Genomic DNA, 17,080 nt, shown 5'->3' on the forward strand with positions numbered 1-17,080 from the left:
GGACTAACGAAGTCGCGCTTGATTTGTGCAACGAAGCGCTGACCTTCTGGTGCCCTGTGGAGCGGAGGCGGCGCGGCCGCTCCGCGTCCCTGGCGCGGGCCGAAGGCGAAGCGAGGCGGCGGATGAACGACATGGCCATGCGACACAATCAGGCCCGACCCGCACGGCCCCGGCCGGTCTCCAGCCTTCGAGACAAACGCATCCTCGTCGTCGAGGACGAGTACCACATCGCCGACGACGTGGCCTTCGAGCTTCGCGGCCTCGGCGCGGAAGTGGTGGGGCCGGTCCCGACGGTCGACGAGGGGCTCGCCGCCCTCGACGCCGAGCGGGCGATCGACGGAGCGGTGCTCGACGTCAACCTGCGGGGAAAGCCGGTGTTTCCGCTCGCGGACGCGCTGCGGGCGCGCGGCGTGCCCTTTGTCTTCTCGACCGGCTATGACCGCCGGTTCATCCCCTCGGTCTATGACGGGGTGGTCCTGTGCGAGAAGCCCGTCGATGCCCGGGCTCTCGCGGCGACGCTGTTCGGCTGAAGCCGGGGCGCCGGCCTCACCAGGAACGGTGACGCCGCTCGCCGAACCCGGAGGCGTTGCGCCGCCGGCCCGCGAGAAGGCCGATCACACCCACGGCCCCCACCGCCAGGACGAGGGCCGCGGAGCCGGGATGGCGCTCGGCGGCGGTGTAGAGGCTGGTGCGCCGCGCCGGCTGAGCACCGGAGCGCTCGTATCCGCCAGTGCCGGCCGAGAACAGCGAGCTGCCCGGCGTCCTGGACCGCGACCGGTCGGTCAGGATCGGCATGATGAGACCCGACAAGCGATCCACGATTCCGGGGAAGTGCTCGGCGAAGAGGACCTGCGCCCGGCCACCGCCGCCCACCGTCATGTCGCGGCGGGGATGCTCGGCGGCGTGGAGGATCGCCTCGGCCACCAGTGCGGGATCGTAGACCGGCGGAGGCAGCGCCGCCTCGTCCTCGAAATGGTTCGCCGCGTGCTGGGTGATCGGCGTGTCGATGCCGGAGGGCTTGATCAGCGTCACGGAGACGGGAGCGCCTTCCGCGATCAACTCGCGGCGCAGCGCCTCGATGAAGCCGCGCACCGCGTGCTTGGAGGCGGAATAGGCGCCCTGCCCCGGCACGGCGAGATCCGACACGATGGACCCGACGGTGACGATCGCCCCGCCGCGGCCCCGCAGGTGCTCCAGCGCGACCAGCGCGCCGTTGACGACGCCGAAGTAGTTGGTGCGAAACAAGCGCTCGTGCTCGTCGAGGGGCGTGTCGGCGAGCTTGCCGTAGATCACGACGCCGGCGTCGTTGACCCAGGTGTCGATCCGGCCCCAGCGGGCGATCGCCTTGTCGGCGGCGGCCCGCACCTCGGCGATCTCGCCGACGTCGGCGACGGCGTAGTCCGCTTCGCCGCCGGCCGCCACGATGCCCTCCACCGCCTCGCGCAGCGCAGCCTCGCCGCGCGCGACGAGGAGCACCTTGGCGCCGCGCTTGGCGGCCTCGCGGGCTGTGACGAGGCCGATGCCGGAACTGGCTCCGGTGATCACCATGACCTGGGCGTTGAGGGGCTGAAGCTTCAAGGGCATGGGAGGGTTCTTCCGTCCGGTTCGCTCAAGAGGTCCGAACCGGGCGCGGCCCCCGGCGTTCCCGAGGCCCGGAGCCGCCTACGAAAAGCCTCGGCCTCAGTCCTCCGCGCCGCGCAGCGCCAGCGAGGCCGCCACCGGCCCCAGAACCGAGAAGAACAGGGTCAGCGCGAGAAGGATCAGGAAGGGTGGCAGGAACGGGTCCGGCTCGTTGACGGCGGCGTAGGTGGCCGAAACGCCGAAGACGAGAACCGGGATCGCCAGCGGCAGGACGAGAACCGAAACGAGGAGACCGCCGCGCGGCATCGACACCGCGACCGCCGCCCCGACCGCGCCGATGAAGGCGAGCGCCGGCGTTCCCGCAACGAGCGTGAGGACGAGGGCGCAGAGGGCCTCGGGCGGAACGGCGAGGATCAGGCCGAGAACGGGCGCGGCGACGACCAGCGGCAGGCAGGTCGCGCACCAGTGGGCGAGGCACTTGGCGAGAACCGCGAGGGGCAGCGGCACGGGGCCGCGCAGGAGTAGGTCGAGCGTGCCGTCGTCGCGGTCGGCCTGGAACAAGCGGTCGAGCGACAGGAGTGCGGACAGGAGGGCCCCGATCCACAGCACCGCCGGCCCGATGCGGGACAGGAGCGCGAGATCCGGCCCGACCCCGAAGGGGATCGTCGCCACCACGGCGAGAAAGAAGACGATGCCGACGAGACCGCCGCCCCCGGCCGACAGGGCGAGCGCGAGGTCGCGCTTGAGGAGCGCGATCACAGCCATCCCTCGGCGCGGGCGAGCGCGGCCTCGTCGAGGTCGAGACCGGGGGGCGCGGAGAGCGGCGCGCCGGCGAGGCGCAGCTCCGACGCGCCCGTCAGGCCGAGCGCGAGGTGCGTCGCCGCGACGAGGATGCCGCCCCCGGCGCGGTGCGTGGCGAGGATCTCCGACATGCGCTCCTGCGACGCGGCGTCGAGGCTCGTGGTCGGCTCGTCCAGGATCCAGACCGGGCGACGCGCGACGAGGAGGCGGGCGAAGGCGGCGCGGCGCGCCTGCCCCGCCGACAGGCGGCCGGCCGGCAGATCGCCGACGCCCTCCAGCCCGACACGCGCCAAGGCCTCGCCGACGGACATTCCCGGCTCGCCGAGGAAGCGCTGCCAGAAGCCGAGATTGGCGGCGACCGTCGCCGCCGGCTTCAGGGCGTTGCGGTGGCCGAAGTAGTGGGCGATCTCGAAGAGGCCGAGCGGCGCCTCGTCGTCGGCCATGACCATGCCGGACACGCAGATCCGGCCGGCGAGGGGCCGCAGGAGGCCGGCAAGCGTTCGAAGCAAGGTCGACTTGCCGGCGCCGTTCGGCCCGGACACGACGAGCGCGTCCCCGGCCGCGAGATCGGCGTCGACGGGCCCCGCCGCCGCAACCCCGCCGCGGCCGCAAACAAGGCCCTCGATGCGCACGCGCAGCGCCGTCATCGGCCGCGCCCGCTCCGGCGCGGCGCCGCCTTCACCCGATCTTGACTCAAACTCATCGCTCCGGCGGGCTTTTCGCGTGCGCTGCGATCTTCGCCCTTTATAGCCGTTACAAACTTCATTATAAGGCCCCCAACCCCTCCAGCGACCGGAGGGCCCCAACATACAGCGCCGATCTCATCGCCTTGCCCCATCGCGGCAAAGCGAGGGGCGGACGAGCGGAAATGGTCGCACCCGCATCTTCGAGCGCGTTTTCCGCCGCGCTCAAGCCGTTCGCCCTTCGGACTCCCGGTTCGGTTCGAAAAGGTTGAGAACGTGTCCCAGAACATCGACACCTTCAAATCCCGCAAGACGCTCACCGTCGACGGGCGCCCCTACGTTTATTACGACCTGAAGGCGGCCGAGGCGAACGGCCTCGACGGCGTCTCGCGCCTGCCCTTTTCCATGAAGGTGTTGCTCGAGAACCTGCTCCGCTTCGAGGACGACCGCACCGTCAAGGCCGACGACATCCGCGCCGTCGCCCGCTGGCTCCAGGACAAGGGCGCGGCCGGCCACGAGATCGCCTACCGCCCGGCGCGCGTCCTGATGCAGGACTTCACCGGCGTGCCGGCCGTGGTCGACCTCGCCGCCATGCGCGACGCGACCGCCAAGCTCGGCGCCGACCCCCAGAAGGTCAACCCGCTGGTTCCAGTCGACCTCGTGATCGACCACTCGGTCATGGTCGACTATTTCGGCCAGAAGGACTCGTTCCAGAAGAACGTCGACGTCGAGTACGACCGCAACGGCGAGCGCTACACCTTCCTGCGCTGGGGCTCGGGCGCCTTCCAGAACTTCCGCGTCGTGCCTCCGGGCACCGGCATCTGCCACCAGGTGAACCTCGAATACCTCGCCCAGACCGTCTGGACGCGCGAGGAGAACGGCGAGACCGTCGCTTATCCCGACACGCTGGTGGGCACCGACTCGCACACCACCATGGTCAATGGCCTGTCGGTCCTCGGCTGGGGCGTCGGCGGCATCGAGGCGGAAGCCGCCATGCTCGGCCAGCCGGTCTCCATGCTCCTGCCGGAGGTCATCGGCTTCCGCATCGAGGGCAAGCTGCCGGACGGGACCACCGCGACGGACCTCGTCCTCACCGTGACCGAGATGCTGCGCAAGAAGAAGGTCGTCGGCAAGTTCGTCGAGTTCTACGGACCGGGCCTCGCCAACCTCACCCTCGAGGACCAGGCGACGATCGCCAACATGGCCCCGGAATACGGCGCGACCTGCGGCTTCTTCCCGATCGACAAGGACACCCTCGCCTATCTCGAGGCGACCGGCCGCGACAAGCACCGCATCGCGCTCGTCGAGGCCTATGCCAAGGCGCAGGGCATGTTCCGCGACGAGTCGAGCGAAGACCCGATCTTCACCGACACGCTGTCGCTGGACCTCTCGACCGTCGTCCCCTCGCTCGCCGGCCCGAAGCGCCCGCAGGACCGCGTCGCGCTGACCGAGGCGTCGGAGAAGTTCGCCGCTGCCCTTCCCGAGCTCCAGGGCGGGCGCAAGAAGACCACGGCCGCCCAGTCCGCGGGTGACGAGCGCTTCATGGCGGAAGGCGCGGCGCAGGCCGGCCAGACGCCTGAAACCTCGCCGGCTGCCCAGCGCTTCGACGTCGAGGGCGCGGCCCACGGCATCGCCGACGGCGACGTGGTGATCGCGGCGATCACCTCCTGCACCAACACCTCGAACCCGAACGTGCTGGTCGCCGCCGGCCTCGTCGCCCGCAAGGCGCACGAGAAGGGCCTGACGGTGAAGCCCTGGGTTAAGACCTCGCTCGCGCCGGGCAGCCAAGTCGTCACCGAGTACCTCGAGAAGGCCGGGCTCCAGAAGGACCTGGACGCCATGGGCTTCAACCTCGTCGGCTACGGCTGCACGACCTGCATCGGCAATTCGGGCCCGCTGCCGGAGCCGATCTCCGAGGCGATCAACAAGAACGACCTCGTCGCCGTCTCGGTGCTGTCGGGCAACCGCAACTTCGAGGGCCGCGTCAATCCGGACGTGCGGGCGAACTACCTCGCCTCGCCGCCGCTCGTCGTCGCCTACGCCATCGCCGGCTCGATGTTCGTGGACGTCACCAAGGATCCGCTCGGCAAGGACAAGAACGGCAACGACGTCTTCCTGAAGGACATCTGGCCGACGACGCAGGAAGTCTCGGAGATCGTCCGCAAGACCGTCACCCGCGACCTCTTCGAGACGCGCTATTCCGACGTCTTCAAGGGCGACCAGCACTGGCAGAAGATCCAGACGTCCGGCGGCGAGACCTACGAGTGGGACGACCGCTCGACCTACGTCCAGAACCCGCCCTACTTCGAGGGCATGACGATGGAGCCCAAGCCCGTCACGGACATCCATGACGCGCGGATCCTCGGCCTCTTCCTCGACTCGATCACCACCGACCACATCTCGCCCGCCGGCTCGATCAAGGCGAACGGCCCGGCCGGCGACTACCTCGTCAGCCACCAGGTCCGTCCCGTGGACTTCAACTCCTACGGCGCCCGCCGCGGCAACCACGAAATCATGATGCGGGGCACCTTCGCCAACATCCGCATCAAGAACCAGATGGTTCCGGGCATCGAGGGCGGCATCACCAAGCACTTCCCCTCGGGCGAGCAGATGCCGATCTACACGGCGGCGATGAAGTACAAGGACGAGGGCGTGCCGCTCATCGTCTTCGCCGGCAAGGAATACGGCACCGGCTCCAGCCGCGACTGGGCCGCCAAGGGCACCGTGCTTCTCGGCGTTCGCGCCGTGATCGCCGAGAGCTTCGAGCGCATCCACCGCTCGAACCTCGTCGGCATGGGCGTCGTGCCCTTCGTCTTCGCGGAGGAAGGCACGTCCTGGCAGACGCTGGGCCTCAAGGGCGACGAGACGGTCACCATCGAGGGCCTCACGGAAGTGAAGCCGCGGCAGATCATGGAGGCCACGATCGCCAAGGCCGACGGATCGAAGCAGACGGTGAAGCTCCTCTGCCGCATCGACACGCTGGACGAGCTCGAATACTTCCGCGCCGGCGGCATCCTGCACTACGTGCTGCGCAAGCTCGCGGCCTGAGACCCGCCAAAGCGGCGCGGGAGCGATCCCGCGCCTCCTCCCATCACAGCGCCCGGCCCCGCGCTTCGCGGGCCGGGCGCTGTCGCATTCGTGACCTCGACCGCAACGGCGTCACCCGCTTTTGACTGGAGAGTCAAACGGGCCGCCTCTAGGTTCGCCGCCATGACCGAGCGCCGCATCCCCTCCCCGTCCCACGACCGAGCCGCCGATCCCGCCGCCGCGCAGGTCCGGCCGTGACGGTTCCGGCGCGGGGCCTCGGGCGCGGGCGCGCGCTTCTCGCCTCCGCCCTCCTCCTCGCCGCCACCGGGCTCCTCGCCGCGTCGCCGGCCGGCGCGCAGACGGCAACGAGCGACGAGATCCACGGCGTCGTCGAGCTCTTCACCGCGCAGGGCTGCGCGTCCTGCCCGCCCGCCGAGCGGGTGCTCGCCGATCTGGCGGACGAGACGGGCATCCTCGCCCTCGCCTATCACGTCGACTACTGGGACTATATCGGCTGGAGCGATACCTACGGCTCGCACGCCAACACCGCCCGCCAGCGCGCCTATGCCAAGGCCTTCAAGACCTCGATGCTCTACACGCCCCAGGCCGTGGTGAACGGCGTGGCGGAGATGGTCGGCTCGCACGAGGGCAAGCTGCGCGCCGCCCTCTCGGCCGGCCTCGACACCGAAGGGCGCGACGGCGCCGTTTCGGCGCGCTTCGCCCTCGGCGGCAACTCCCCCGCCTCGCCGCCGCCGCGCCTCGTCCTGCGCCGCGCGGGCGACATGCTGCGCATCAGCGCCCAGCCGAGGGGCGTCGCGCCCGGCTCGGAAGGGCCGGCCGCCCCTGCAGCCGCCGCCGGGCCGCCGCCGGTGCTCCTTCTCGTCACCTTCGACGACCGCGCCGAGGTGCCGGTATCCGAGGGCGAGAATGCCGGGCAGACGCTCGTCAACGCCCATGCCGTGCGCGACTGGCGCGTCCTCGGGACCTGGCGGGGCGAGCCGATGGAGGTGTCGATCCCGCTGGCGCTCCTGTCGGACGCGGCGCTGGCCGGCACAGGCTGCGCCGCCATCCTCCAGGCCACCAGCCGCAAGGGCAAGCCGGGCCGCATCCTCGCCGCCGCCAAGCTGGAATTCACCGCCGACGAGGCCGAGCCGGACGCTCCCTGAGCGCCGCTCCGCCCCTCAGTTTCGAGCAAGCCCCCCTGGAGAACGGGCTTGCCGATTGCCAACTTCGTGTCACGATGCGTTCATGAAACGCTGCATGCGAGACGAGGTGCCTCTCCCTTGATCGACCCCGCATCCGCCGCCGAGCTGCCGTCCAACCTCCTGGAATTTCCCGGCTCGGCCCGCGCACAGGCGCCCTTCGTATCCTTCGATCGGCGCGAACTCTCCGAAATCCTGCGAATCTACGGCCGCATGGTCGCCAGCGGCGAATGGCGCGACTACGCCATCGACACGCTGAAGGACCGGGCGGTCTTCTCCGTGTTCCGCCGCTCGTCCGAGATGCCGCTCTATCGGATCGAGAAGAATCCGAAGACCGCGCGCCGCCAGGGCGCGTTCTCCGTGATCGCGGCCGGCGGCCTCGTGATGAAGCGCGGTCACGACCTCGCCCAGGTTCTCAAGGTCTTCGACAAGGCGCCCCGCGCCGTCTGACGGCGCAAGAGCCACGCGCCCCGCCCGGCGCGATCAAACGGCCGCGCCCGAATCCTTTCGCCGGAACCCGACTTGCCTCGGGATCGCTGCGCCGCGTGCCGCGTTGAGCCGACAGGTCGACCAGCGAGGGGCGGGATACAAGGCATGGCAGCGACGGCGAGCGGAGCGGCGGGGAAGCACGGTGAGGGGCGCGGGGCGACGCGGCCGACCGAAATCCCCGTGAACGGCTGGAAGGACGTGCTCTGGCGGGTCTATGCCGAGATCGGCAAGGACCGCGTGACTCTCATCGCGGCCGGCGTCACCTATTACCTCCTCCTCGCCCTCGTTCCCGGGCTCACCGCGCTCATCTCGCTCTACGGCTTCTTCGCCGACCCCGCGACCATCACCGAGCACCTGCAGGCGCTGAACGGCTTCGTGCCGGCCGGGGGCATGGACATCCTGCGCGAGCAGGTGACGCGCCTCGCCTCGACGCAGGAATCGACGCTCGGCTTCGCCTTCCTCCTGTCCCTCGCCGTTGCGCTGTGGAGCGCCAATGCCGGGGTGAAATCGCTCTTCGAGGCGATGAACGTCGCCTATGACGAGGTGGAGGAGCGCTCCTTCATCAAGCTCAACCTGGTGTCGCTGTTCTTCACCTTCTGCATGCTGGTCGCGGCCCTCCTCCTCATCGGCTCGGCGGTGGTGGTGCCGATCGTGCTGCAGTTCCTGCCGCTCGGCAACGCGCTGCAATGGGCAATCGGTGCCGTCGCCGCGGTCCTCACGCTCCTCGTCCTGTCGTTCGGCGTCGCCGCGCTCTATCGCTGGGGACCGTCGCGCGCCCAGGCGAAGTGGCGCTGGATCACGCCGGGCGCGATCCTCACCCTCGTCGTCACCGCGATCGTGTCGGTGCTCTTCTCCTGGTACGCCGCGAACTTCGGCAGCTACAACGCCACCTACGGCTCGCTCGGAGCCCTGGTCGGCTTCATGACCTGGATCTGGCTGACCATGCTGATCCTGATCGTCGGGGGCGAGTTGAACTCCGAACTGGAGCACCAGACCGCGCGCGATTCCACTACGGGCCGCGAGGAGCGCCTCGGCCGGCGCGGCGCGACGATGGCCGACCGGATCGCCGGCGGCGCCGATCCCGACCACGACCTCGCCGACCGGTCGCAGGGCGGGGCCCACCGCGACGGCGAGCCGGCCCCGGCACGGACCCGCGGCGAGCGCCGCCCCGAGCCGATCTCCTTCGGCCGACTGGCGGTGGCCGTTCCGGCAGCGTTCATCCTGTCCTGGGCCCACAAGCGCGGCGGACGCTAGCGCCGGCACCTCGCTCCGACGGAAACGAGGTCGGGCGGACGGACTCGGCTCCTTGGCGCTGCGGATGCCGGGCGTCGCGACGACGCCCGCTTTCTCAGCCCAACGTGCCGGGATAGCGCGACTCGTCCGGCAGCGTGTCCTTGCCGTCGCCGAGCGGCATCTGCATCAGCACGGTGTCGACCCAGCCGCCGAGCTTGAAGCCGGAGCCGGGCAGCACGCCGACATGGGCGAAGCCGGCCCGCTCGTGGACCCGGACGGAGCCGTGATTGTTCGCGCCGCCGATCACCGCGATCATCTGGCGGAAGCCGAGGCCCTGGCAGCGCTCGACGAGGATGGTGAGGAGCGCGCGCCCGACGCCCTGGCCGCGCGCCGCGCGGGCGAGATAGATCGAATCCTCGACCGTCCAGCGATAGGCCGGCCGCGCCCGGAACGGACCGGCATAGGCGTAGCCGATCACCGCGCCATTGGGTCCGGCCGCGACGAGATAGGGGTAGCCCTGGCCCCTCAGCGACTGGAAGCGGCGGCCCATCTCCTCCTCGTCGGGCGGATCGAGCTCGTAGGTCGCGGTGCCGGTCAGCACCTCGTCCTCGTAGATGGCGGTGATGGTCGGGATGTCGCCGGCTTCGGCGTCGCGGATGGTGAAGGCGCTCATGGGGCGAACATTAGAGCATTTACGGGCGAAGCGGATACGCTTGCCGGCGGGATAATGCGCTCTCGCCGGGCAAGGCTCCCGGGCAAACGAAACGGGGCGGCCCGAAGGCCGCCCCGCGCATGGATTCCACCGGGTTTTCGGCGCCGCTTACTCGCGGTTGCCGAAGAGCTGGAGGAGGAACATGAACATGTTGATGAAGTCGAGGTAGAGCGTCAGCGCGCCCATCACGGCCTTGCGGCCCGCGACCGCCGCGTCGTCGCCGACATAGTACATCTCCTTGATGCGCTGGGTGTCGTAGGCGGTCAGGCCGGCGAAGACCAGGACGCCGATGATCGACACGGCCCAGGCCAGCGCGTCGGACTGGATGAAGATGTTCAGGAGCGAGGCGATGATGATGCCGATCACGCCCATGAACAGGAACGAGCCCCATCCCGAGATGTCGCGGCGCGTCGTGTAGCCGTAGAGCGACAGCGCGCCGAAGGCGGCGGCGGTCGCGAAGAAGGTCTGCACGATCGAGTCGGGCGTGAAGATGATGAAGATCGAGGACAGCGACAGGCCGACCAGCGCGGCGTAGAGCCAGAAGGTCGCCTGGGCCGCGCCGACGCTCATCTTGTGCACGCGGAACGACAGGAAGAAGACGAAGGCGAGCGGCGCCAGCATCAGCACCCACTGCAGCGGCGACTGGTAGATCGCGACGCCCGTGGAGGTGAGCAGCGTGTCGTTGATCTGAGCGACGGCCTGGTTCGGATCGCTCGTGGTGGCGACCGAGAACAGGCCATAGGCCGCGACGCCCGTGAGCGCGAGGCCCGCGGCCATCAGGTTGTAGACCTTCAGCATGTAGGCCCGGAGGCCCTGGTCGATCGAGGCGTCGACCCGGCTTCCGGCAACGGGCACGGTGCGCGCGCCGGTGTTGCGATAGTCAGCCATGGACAAAATCCCTTTCTGCGCGTCCCGTCCGGTGTCCACGGGTCCCGTGCCGGGACCCGGAGGCGCCGCTGGCGGGACTCCAGCAGTTCCTGCGATCAATATGCGAAGGGGCGGGCACGCGCACAAGGGCGAAACGGGCGGCGAACCAACCGTTTCGGCCCTGATACGGTGAACCTTTCGTTAGGAGCGGCCCTCCGCCCGCCCCTTTTAGAGCTCGCGCAGGACGGGCGCCGCCTTCTGCCCGAGAATGCGCCAGGTGCCGACGAGCCCGAAGGCGACGGTGAGCACCAGGGACACGACGAGGGTCACGAGCGCCACCGTCCAGTCGAACACGAAGGGCAGCTCCATGATCCGCTCGACGACGAACCAGGCCGCGAGCGCCCCGGCACCGACGGCGAAGACGCCGGTGAAAAGGCCGAGCAGCATGTATTCGGCCGCGAAGGCCTGGATCAGCGTCACCCGCGTCGCTCCCAGCGTCTTCAGGACCACGGCATCGTGGATCCGGCCGCGCGAGCCGGCCGCGAGCGCTCCCGACAGGACGAGCACCGAGGACACGAGCGCCACCGCGGCCGCCGCGCGGATGGCGGTGGCGAGCTGGGCGACGAGGCCGTTCACCTGGTCGAGCGCTTCCTTCACGCGCACCGTGGTGACCGCCGGGAAGCGGTTGGTGATGCCGTTGACGAGCGCCTGCTCGCGCCGCTCGGTGGCGGCGGGATCGGCCTCGTCGGGCGCCGACAGGGTGGCGAGCCAGGAATGCGGCGCGCCCGCGAAGGCGGCGGGATCGAACACCATCACGAAGTTGATCGAGAGGGTTTCCCACTCCACCGTGCGCAGGTTCGCGATCCTCGCGGTGATGGAGCGGCCGAGAACGTTCACCGTCACCGTGTCTCCGACGGTGAGGCCGAGCTCGCCCGCTTCCTCCGCCGAGAAGGACACCAGCGGCTCGCCGGCATAGTCGGCCGGCCACCATTCGCCATCGGCGAGCGAGGCCCCCTCGGGAAGGGTCGCGGAATAGGTGATGCCGCGGTCGCCGCGCAGCACCCAGGCGCCTTCGGGCGGCACCTCCATCTTGGCGACGTCCTCGCCGTTCAGCGCCGTGATGCGCCCGCGCAGCATCGGCGCGGTGTCCAGCGTCGAGCCCGGCGAGAGCTCGGCGATGGCCGCGCCGAAAGGCTCGATCTCGGTGTTCTGGATGTCGACGAAGAAGAAGTCCGGCGCGCGCGAGGCGAGGTTCGTGCCGATCTCGCGGCGAAGGTCGTGGTCGATGGTCGCGAGGGTGACGAGAAGCGTCAGGCCGAGCCCGAGCGACAGCACCACGGAGGGCGTCAGCGCCCCGGGCCGGTGGATGTTGCCGACGGCGAGGCGCAGCGGCGTCGAGGGCACGCGCGGGAGCTTGGCGGCACCGGCCGCCAGCCCCCAGGCGACGAGGCGCAGCACCCCGAAGGCGACGATCGTGCCGCCGAGAAAGACCAGCGCGACGATCCTGTCGTTGGCGAGGCCGATCGCGAGGCCCGCTACGGCGAGCGCCGCCGCGAGCGCGCCGCCGGCATAGGCCCAGCGGATGCGGCGCGGGGAGCGGGTGATGCCGGCCTGGCGGAACAGCGCCGTCGCCGGCACGTCGCGGGTGCGTCCGAGCGGCAGGAGCGCGAAGCCGAGCGCGGTGAGGAGGCCGAAGAGCGCGGATACGGTCAGAGCGCCCGGATAGAAGCCGGCATTGGCCGCGACCGGCACGAAGCGCTGGATGAAGCCCGAGGCGATGAAGGGCGCGATCGCGCCGATCAGGAGGCCGGCCAGCACCCCGACGCCGGCCAGCGTCATGATCTGGATGAGGTAGATGGTGGATACGAGGATGCCACCCGCTCCGAGGCTCTTGAAGGTGGCGATCACCGCCCGCTTCTTGTCGAGATAGGCGTTCACCGCGTTGGCGACGCCGACGCCGCCGACGATGAGCGCCGACAGGCCGACGAGGGTCAGGAACTGCGCGAAGCGGTCGATGCTGCGCTGGAGCGAGGGGGCGGCCTCGTCCGAGGTGCGGATGTTGAAGCCGCCGTCCGGAAAGCGCTCGCGGAACGTGTCCTCGACCTCGGAAGCCGGCGGAGCGCCCTCGGCGAGGCGCAGCTTGACGATGTTCTGGACGAGGCTTCCCGGCTGGACGAGGCCGCTCGCCGCGAGCGCCTCGCGCGACAGCATGAGGCGCGGGGCGAAGGCGAAGCCGTCGGACAGGAGGTCGGGCTCCTTCAGGAGGCGGGCGCGCAGCTCGACCTCGATCGAGCCGAGCGCCACGCGGTCGCCGGGCCGCAGGCCGAGGCGCTCGAAGAATTCGGGGGCGGCGACCGCGCCGAAGACGCCGTCGCGCTCGGCCAGCGCCTGCTCGAGCGTCAGGCCTTCGGGATCGAGCGCGACCGCCCCGAAGAGCGGATACAGGCCGTCGACCGCCTTCACCTCGGCGAGCGCCTGGTTGGTGCCGTCCGGCAGGCGGGCCATCGAGCGCAGCGTCGCCGAGCGCGACAGATCCCCGAGCGCTTCCAGGGAGCGGATCTCCGCCTCCCCCGGCTCGCGCTGGACGAGCGACAGGCGCAGATCGCCGCCGAGGATGGCACGGCCCTCGCGGGCGATGCCCTCGGTCATCATGGACGACACCGAGCCGACCGCGGCGATCGCACCGACGCCGAGCGCGATGCAGGCGAGAAAGATCCAGAAGCCGGACAAGCCGCCGCGCATCTCGCGCATGGCGAAGCGGGCGGCGAGGCGCAGGTCGCCGAGGAGGCGGGCGCGCCGGGCGGCGAAGGCGGAGGGCGCGGTGGCCTCGCCGGCCGGAGTGGAGCCGACGGCCGTCATTCGGGCGCGGCTTCCAGGGCGCGCACGTGCCGGTCGACATGCTGCGGCAGAACCGCGCGCGGGGCACCCCCGTCGTCGTGGATCTCGCCGGTGCGCACCTTGATCTCGCGATCGCAGCGGGCGGCGAGCTGGGCGTCGTGGGTGACGAGGACGAGGGTCGTGCGCCGGCGCGTCTGCTCGGAGAACAGGAGGTCGGCGACCTGGCGGCCGATCTCGGAGTCGAGGTTCCCCGTCGGCTCGTCGGCGATGAGGATGTCGGGCTCGATGGCGAGCGCCCGGGCGAGCGCTACGCGCTGCTGCTCGCCGCCCGACAATTCGCCGGGATAGTGCTCCAGCCGCTCCGACAGGCCGACGAGGCCGAGCTCGCGCGCCGCGCGCTCGAAGGGGTCGGGAACGCCGGCCAGTTCGAGCGGCACCGCGACGTTCTCGATCGCGGTCATGTTGGGGATGAGGTGGAAGGACTGGAAGACGATGCCGATATGGCGGCCGCGAAAGCTCGCCAGCTGGTCCTCGGTCATGCCGCCGAGCGACTGGCCGGCAATCTCGACGAGCCCCTCGTCGGCGCGCTCGAGGCCGGCGAGCACCATCAGCAGCGTCGATTTGCCCGAGCCCGAAGGGCCAACGATGCCGACGCTCTCGCCGCGCGCGATGTTGAGGTCGACACCCTTGAGGACGTGAACGGAGGAGCGCCCCTGCCCGAGGGTGAGGTGGACGTTACGCAATCGGATCGCCGGTTCCGCCACGGGCACTGCCTTCCTATATCGGATAGTCGTTCTTCACGGCCGGCGACGCGGCCGAGCGAAAGATGGGTTCTCCATGCAGCGCTTCCAATCGCTTTTTCCCGTGCTGACGCTTTTGTCATGGCTGGCGCTGGCGCTCGGCGCGCCCTCGGCGAGCGCGCAAGGAACGCGGCCGATCGAGGTCGTGGCCTTCGGCGACAGCCTCTCGGCCGGGCTCGGCGTCGGGCCGGGCGAATCCTTTCCCGAGCAGCTCCAGGCGGCCTTGCGGTCGCGCGGCTACGAGGCGAGCGTCGTCAATGCGGGCGTGTCGGGCGACACCACGACGGGCGGCCTCGCGCGGCTCGACTGGTCGGTGCCGGAGAGCGCCGACCTCGTGATCCTGGAGCTCGGCGCCAACGACGCGCTGCGCGGCGTGTCGCCGGACGTCGTGCGCCGCAACCTCGACGCCATGCTGGGGCGTCTCGCCGCCCGCCCGAACACGCGCGTCCTTCTCGCCGGCATGATCGCCCCGCCCAACATGGGCGGGGGCTACGGCGAAGCGTTCAACCGCATCTATCCGGAGCTGGCGCAGAAGTACGGCGTTGCGCTCTATCCCTTCTTTCTCGACGGGGTCGCCGCGGTGAGCGACCTCAACCAGGACGACGCGATGCATCCCAATGCCCGCGGCGTGGCCGTGATCGTGGAGCGCATCCTGCCGGCGGTCGACCGCGAGCTGCAGGCGCTCGGCGCGGCGCCGCGAGCCGGCTGAGCGGCCAGCCTCGCGCCGCCTTCGAGTGCCAGCCTCGCATCGTGGCGCCGCGAGATTCACCATCGCGAGCCTTATGCACAAGACGAGTGCGGTCGCGAGGTGTCTGCGTTCTTGAAACCGCCTCGCCGAGGTGAACATCCTACCAAAGAGCTGGCCCGCGAAAGGACGCTGAGATGCCCCGATTGTTCGTCGCCCTCGAAATCCCACGCGATGCCGCCTTGTCCCTGTCCTTCCTGCGCGGCGGCCTCGCCTCCGCCCGCTGGATCGACGCGGAGAACTACCACCTGACGCTTCGCTTCATCGGCGACGTCGAGGCGCGCCTCGCTGACGAGGTCGTGGCCTCGCTCGACCGGATCGTGCGCGCGCCCTTCCAGATCGCCCTCAAGGGCGTCGGCAGCTTCGGCACCAAGAAGCCCCACTCGGTCTATGCCGGCGTCGAGGCCTCGCCCGAGCTGGAAGCGCTCCAGGCCGAGGCCGACCGGGCGGTGCGCCGGCCCGGCCTGCCGGCCGATCCCCGCCGCTTCACGCCGCACGTCACGCTGGCGCGCCTGCGCAACCCCAAGGACGCCGAGGTGGCGCGCTACCTCGACGGCCGCGCGAACTTCCGCACGCCGCCCTTCAAGGTCGACCGCTTCGTTCTGTATTCCTCGCGCGAGTCGGTCGGGGGCGGTCCCTACGTGATCGAGGAGGCCTTCCGTCTGTCCGGCACGCCGGCGCGGACGGGCGGCGCCCCGATCCAGGCCGGCGCCCACCTCGCCCCGCGCTGAGGCGGCCCCTCGCTCCTCGGCTTCTCCCCGGCGGGCTTGTTCCGCCGGGCGGCGCGACCCATCTTCGCCGCGCCAGCATGGCGTCCGGCGGCAGGAACCGGCGCCCGTTCGCGAGGAGCCGAGATGAGCGAGCCGAGAGCCACGGGAACCGACGTCATCGACGCGGAAACGGTTGGCGAGATTCTCGTGCCGGGAAGCCCGGAGGAACAGTCGCGCCAGGAGGCGCGGGTCCGGCGCACCTTCTTCGCGACGGCCAAGCGCGCCTTGTCGCGCATTCCCTTCATGGACGACGTCGTCGCCAGCTTCTACTGCGCGACCGACCCCCGGACCCCGCCGGCGGCCCGGGGCATCCTGCTGGCCGCCCTGGCCTATTTCGTCCTGCCGATGGACTTCGTGCCCGACATCCTGTTCGGCCTCGGCTTCGTGGACGACGCGGCGGTGCTGCTCGCCGCCTTTCGCACCGTGAACGACAACATCCGGCCCGAGCACTACGACCGGGCGCGCGAAACGCTGGCCGAGATGCGCGAGGCCTGAGGGCCACCGAGCCGAAACGGCGCCCAACTCTCGCCACCTTCGTTCGCTTGACCGTAACCTCGCGCATTTTAATCAGGATGCGATGCCGTTTCGCCACGGCCCCGGGGATCCCGCGGGCCCGCTCGTCTGCGGGATCTGCGGTCGGAACCTCCGCGGCGACGTCGGATCGTCGTTAACCGCGGGTAAAGACCTTCCTGTTGAAATGCAGCAAAGGCCTGGCCCGGACCGCCCTCGCGGGCAAGTCGGGGCGCGGGCATGTCATCGAGAACGAGCGGAGAGCGGGGACCCCCATGTTGAGGAAGGTGTTTTCGGCGACGGCGGCCATTCTGATCATGTCGAGCCTGGCGAGCGCCGCGCAGACGCCGACGCGCATCAATCAGTTCAACGCCTGGGGCAGCTATTCCTACGACGCGGCCGGCGGCAAGGTCTGCTACATCCTCTCGCAGCCGACCGAGAAGTCGCCGGCGAGCGTCGACCACGGCGACATCTTCTTCCTCGTGTCCCAGAAGCCCGGCCAGAACGTGTCCTTCGAGCCGCAGGTCGTGATGGGCTACCCGCTGCGCGAGGGCTCTAAGGTCAACGTCGACATCGACGGCAAGAAGTACGCGCTGTTCACCAAGGGCGAGTCGGCCTGGATGGAGAACGCGGCGGAAGAGCCCCAGCTCGTGGCGGCGCTGCGCAACGGCAAGGCGATGACCGTGCAGGCGACGTCGCAACGCGGCACCCCGACCAGCTACAAGTACTCGCTCGCCGGCGTCACCGCCGCGCTGAAGTCGATCAGCACCTGCCGGTAAGCGCACTCGCCCCAGGCATTTGCAGGAAGGCGCCGGCGATCCC

The 17,080-nt window shown here is 70.3% G+C and carries 16 protein-coding genes; 9 read left to right on the top strand and 7 right to left on the bottom strand.

The features are described from left to right. Nucleotides 1-131: 131 nt before the first annotated feature. Complete coding sequence (locus FZN60_RS08930) at nt 132-530, top strand: response regulator (RefSeq protein WP_422570130.1); 399 nt, start codon at nt 132-134, stop codon at nt 528-530. A gap of 16 nt (nt 531-546) precedes the next feature. Here the strand turns inward: FZN60_RS08930 and FZN60_RS08935 are convergent, their stop codons facing one another. The 3 genes from FZN60_RS08935 to ccmA form a co-directional block, all read right to left on the bottom strand. Continuing rightward, nucleotides 547-1,578, bottom strand: a complete 1,032-nt coding sequence (locus FZN60_RS08935) for an SDR family oxidoreductase (protein ID WP_199266530.1) — start codon at nt 1,576-1,578, stop codon at nt 547-549. Nucleotides 1,579-1,680: 102 nt separating this feature from the next. Beyond that, nucleotides 1,681-2,340, bottom strand: a complete 660-nt coding sequence (gene ccmB, locus FZN60_RS08940) for a heme exporter protein CcmB (protein WP_158873133.1) — start codon at nt 2,338-2,340, stop codon at nt 1,681-1,683. Then, a complete protein-coding gene (gene ccmA, locus FZN60_RS08945) occupies nt 2,337-3,029 on the bottom strand; it encodes a heme ABC exporter ATP-binding protein CcmA (RefSeq protein ID WP_158873134.1) in 693 nt (230 codons plus the stop codon). The genes ccmB and ccmA overlap by 4 nt, the downstream gene beginning before the upstream one ends. Nucleotides 3,030-3,341: 312 nt before the next feature. Here ccmA and acnA point away from each other — a divergent pair, with 312 nt between their 5' ends. From acnA to FZN60_RS08965, 4 genes are all read left to right on the top strand, one after another. Further along, a complete protein-coding gene (acnA, locus tag FZN60_RS08950) occupies nt 3,342-6,113 on the top strand; it encodes an aconitate hydratase AcnA (RefSeq protein WP_158873135.1) in 2,772 nt (923 codons plus the stop codon). A gap of 233 nt (nt 6,114-6,346) precedes the next feature. After that, nucleotides 6,347-7,258 carry a DUF1223 domain-containing protein gene (locus tag FZN60_RS08955; protein WP_158873136.1) on the top strand — a complete coding sequence of 304 codons (912 nt, stop codon included), beginning with the start codon at nt 6,347-6,349 and terminating at the stop codon, nt 7,256-7,258. A gap of 144 nt (nt 7,259-7,402) precedes the next feature. Further along, the gene (locus FZN60_RS08960; RefSeq protein ID WP_422570277.1) at nt 7,403-7,744 is read left to right on the top strand and encodes a DUF2794 domain-containing protein; all 342 of its coding nucleotides are present in this window, start codon (nt 7,403-7,405) and stop codon (nt 7,742-7,744) included. A gap of 144 nt (nt 7,745-7,888) precedes the next feature. Beyond that, nucleotides 7,889-9,037: a YihY/virulence factor BrkB family protein gene (locus FZN60_RS08965; protein WP_158873138.1), complete on the top strand. Its 1,149-nt coding sequence runs from the start codon at nt 7,889-7,891 to the stop codon at nt 9,035-9,037. A 94-nt stretch (nt 9,038-9,131) separates the two neighbouring features. Here FZN60_RS08965 and FZN60_RS08970 read toward each other — a convergent pair whose 3' ends face one another. The 4 genes from FZN60_RS08970 to FZN60_RS08985 form a co-directional block, all read right to left on the bottom strand. Continuing rightward, the gene (locus tag FZN60_RS08970; RefSeq protein ID WP_158873139.1) at nt 9,132-9,689 is read right to left on the bottom strand and encodes a GNAT family N-acetyltransferase; all 558 of its coding nucleotides are present in this window, start codon (nt 9,687-9,689) and stop codon (nt 9,132-9,134) included. 147 nt (nt 9,690-9,836) lie between these two features. Then, nucleotides 9,837-10,616: a Bax inhibitor-1/YccA family protein gene (locus FZN60_RS08975; RefSeq protein ID WP_158873140.1), complete on the bottom strand. Its 780-nt coding sequence runs from the start codon at nt 10,614-10,616 to the stop codon at nt 9,837-9,839. Between the two features lie 207 nt (nt 10,617-10,823). Next, nucleotides 10,824-13,454 carry an ABC transporter permease gene (locus FZN60_RS08980; protein WP_158873141.1) on the bottom strand — a complete coding sequence of 877 codons (2,631 nt, stop codon included), beginning with the start codon at nt 13,452-13,454 and terminating at the stop codon, nt 10,824-10,826. Continuing rightward, complete coding sequence (locus FZN60_RS08985) at nt 13,451-14,197, bottom strand: ABC transporter ATP-binding protein (protein WP_158873142.1); 747 nt, start codon at nt 14,195-14,197, stop codon at nt 13,451-13,453. Before FZN60_RS08985 ends, FZN60_RS08980 begins: the two co-directional genes overlap by 4 nt. Nucleotides 14,198-14,270: 73 nt before the next feature. On the opposite strand from FZN60_RS08985, the gene FZN60_RS08990 reads away from it, so the two are divergent. The 4 genes from FZN60_RS08990 to FZN60_RS09005 all read left to right on the top strand — a co-directional run bounded on the left by FZN60_RS08990 (nt 14,271) and on the right by FZN60_RS09005 (nt 17,037). After that, a complete protein-coding gene (locus FZN60_RS08990; RefSeq protein ID WP_158873143.1) occupies nt 14,271-14,942 on the top strand; it encodes an arylesterase in 672 nt (223 codons plus the stop codon). A 173-nt stretch (nt 14,943-15,115) separates the two neighbouring features. Next, complete coding sequence (gene thpR, locus FZN60_RS08995) at nt 15,116-15,709, top strand: RNA 2',3'-cyclic phosphodiesterase (RefSeq protein ID WP_158873144.1); 594 nt, start codon at nt 15,116-15,118, stop codon at nt 15,707-15,709. A 156-nt stretch (nt 15,710-15,865) separates the two neighbouring features. Continuing rightward, nucleotides 15,866-16,243, top strand: coding sequence for a YkvA family protein (locus FZN60_RS09000; protein WP_422570276.1), 378 nt, complete (start codon nt 15,866-15,868; stop codon nt 16,241-16,243). A 290-nt stretch (nt 16,244-16,533) separates the two neighbouring features. Continuing rightward, a complete protein-coding gene (locus FZN60_RS09005; protein ID WP_158873146.1) occupies nt 16,534-17,037 on the top strand; it encodes an invasion associated locus B family protein in 504 nt (167 codons plus the stop codon). The last annotated feature ends 43 nt before the right edge of the window (nt 17,038-17,080 follow it).

It is taken from the genome of Antarcticirhabdus aurantiaca (assembly GCF_009765365.1).
GTDB lineage: Bacteria > Pseudomonadota > Alphaproteobacteria > Rhizobiales > Rhizobiaceae > Antarcticirhabdus > Antarcticirhabdus aurantiaca.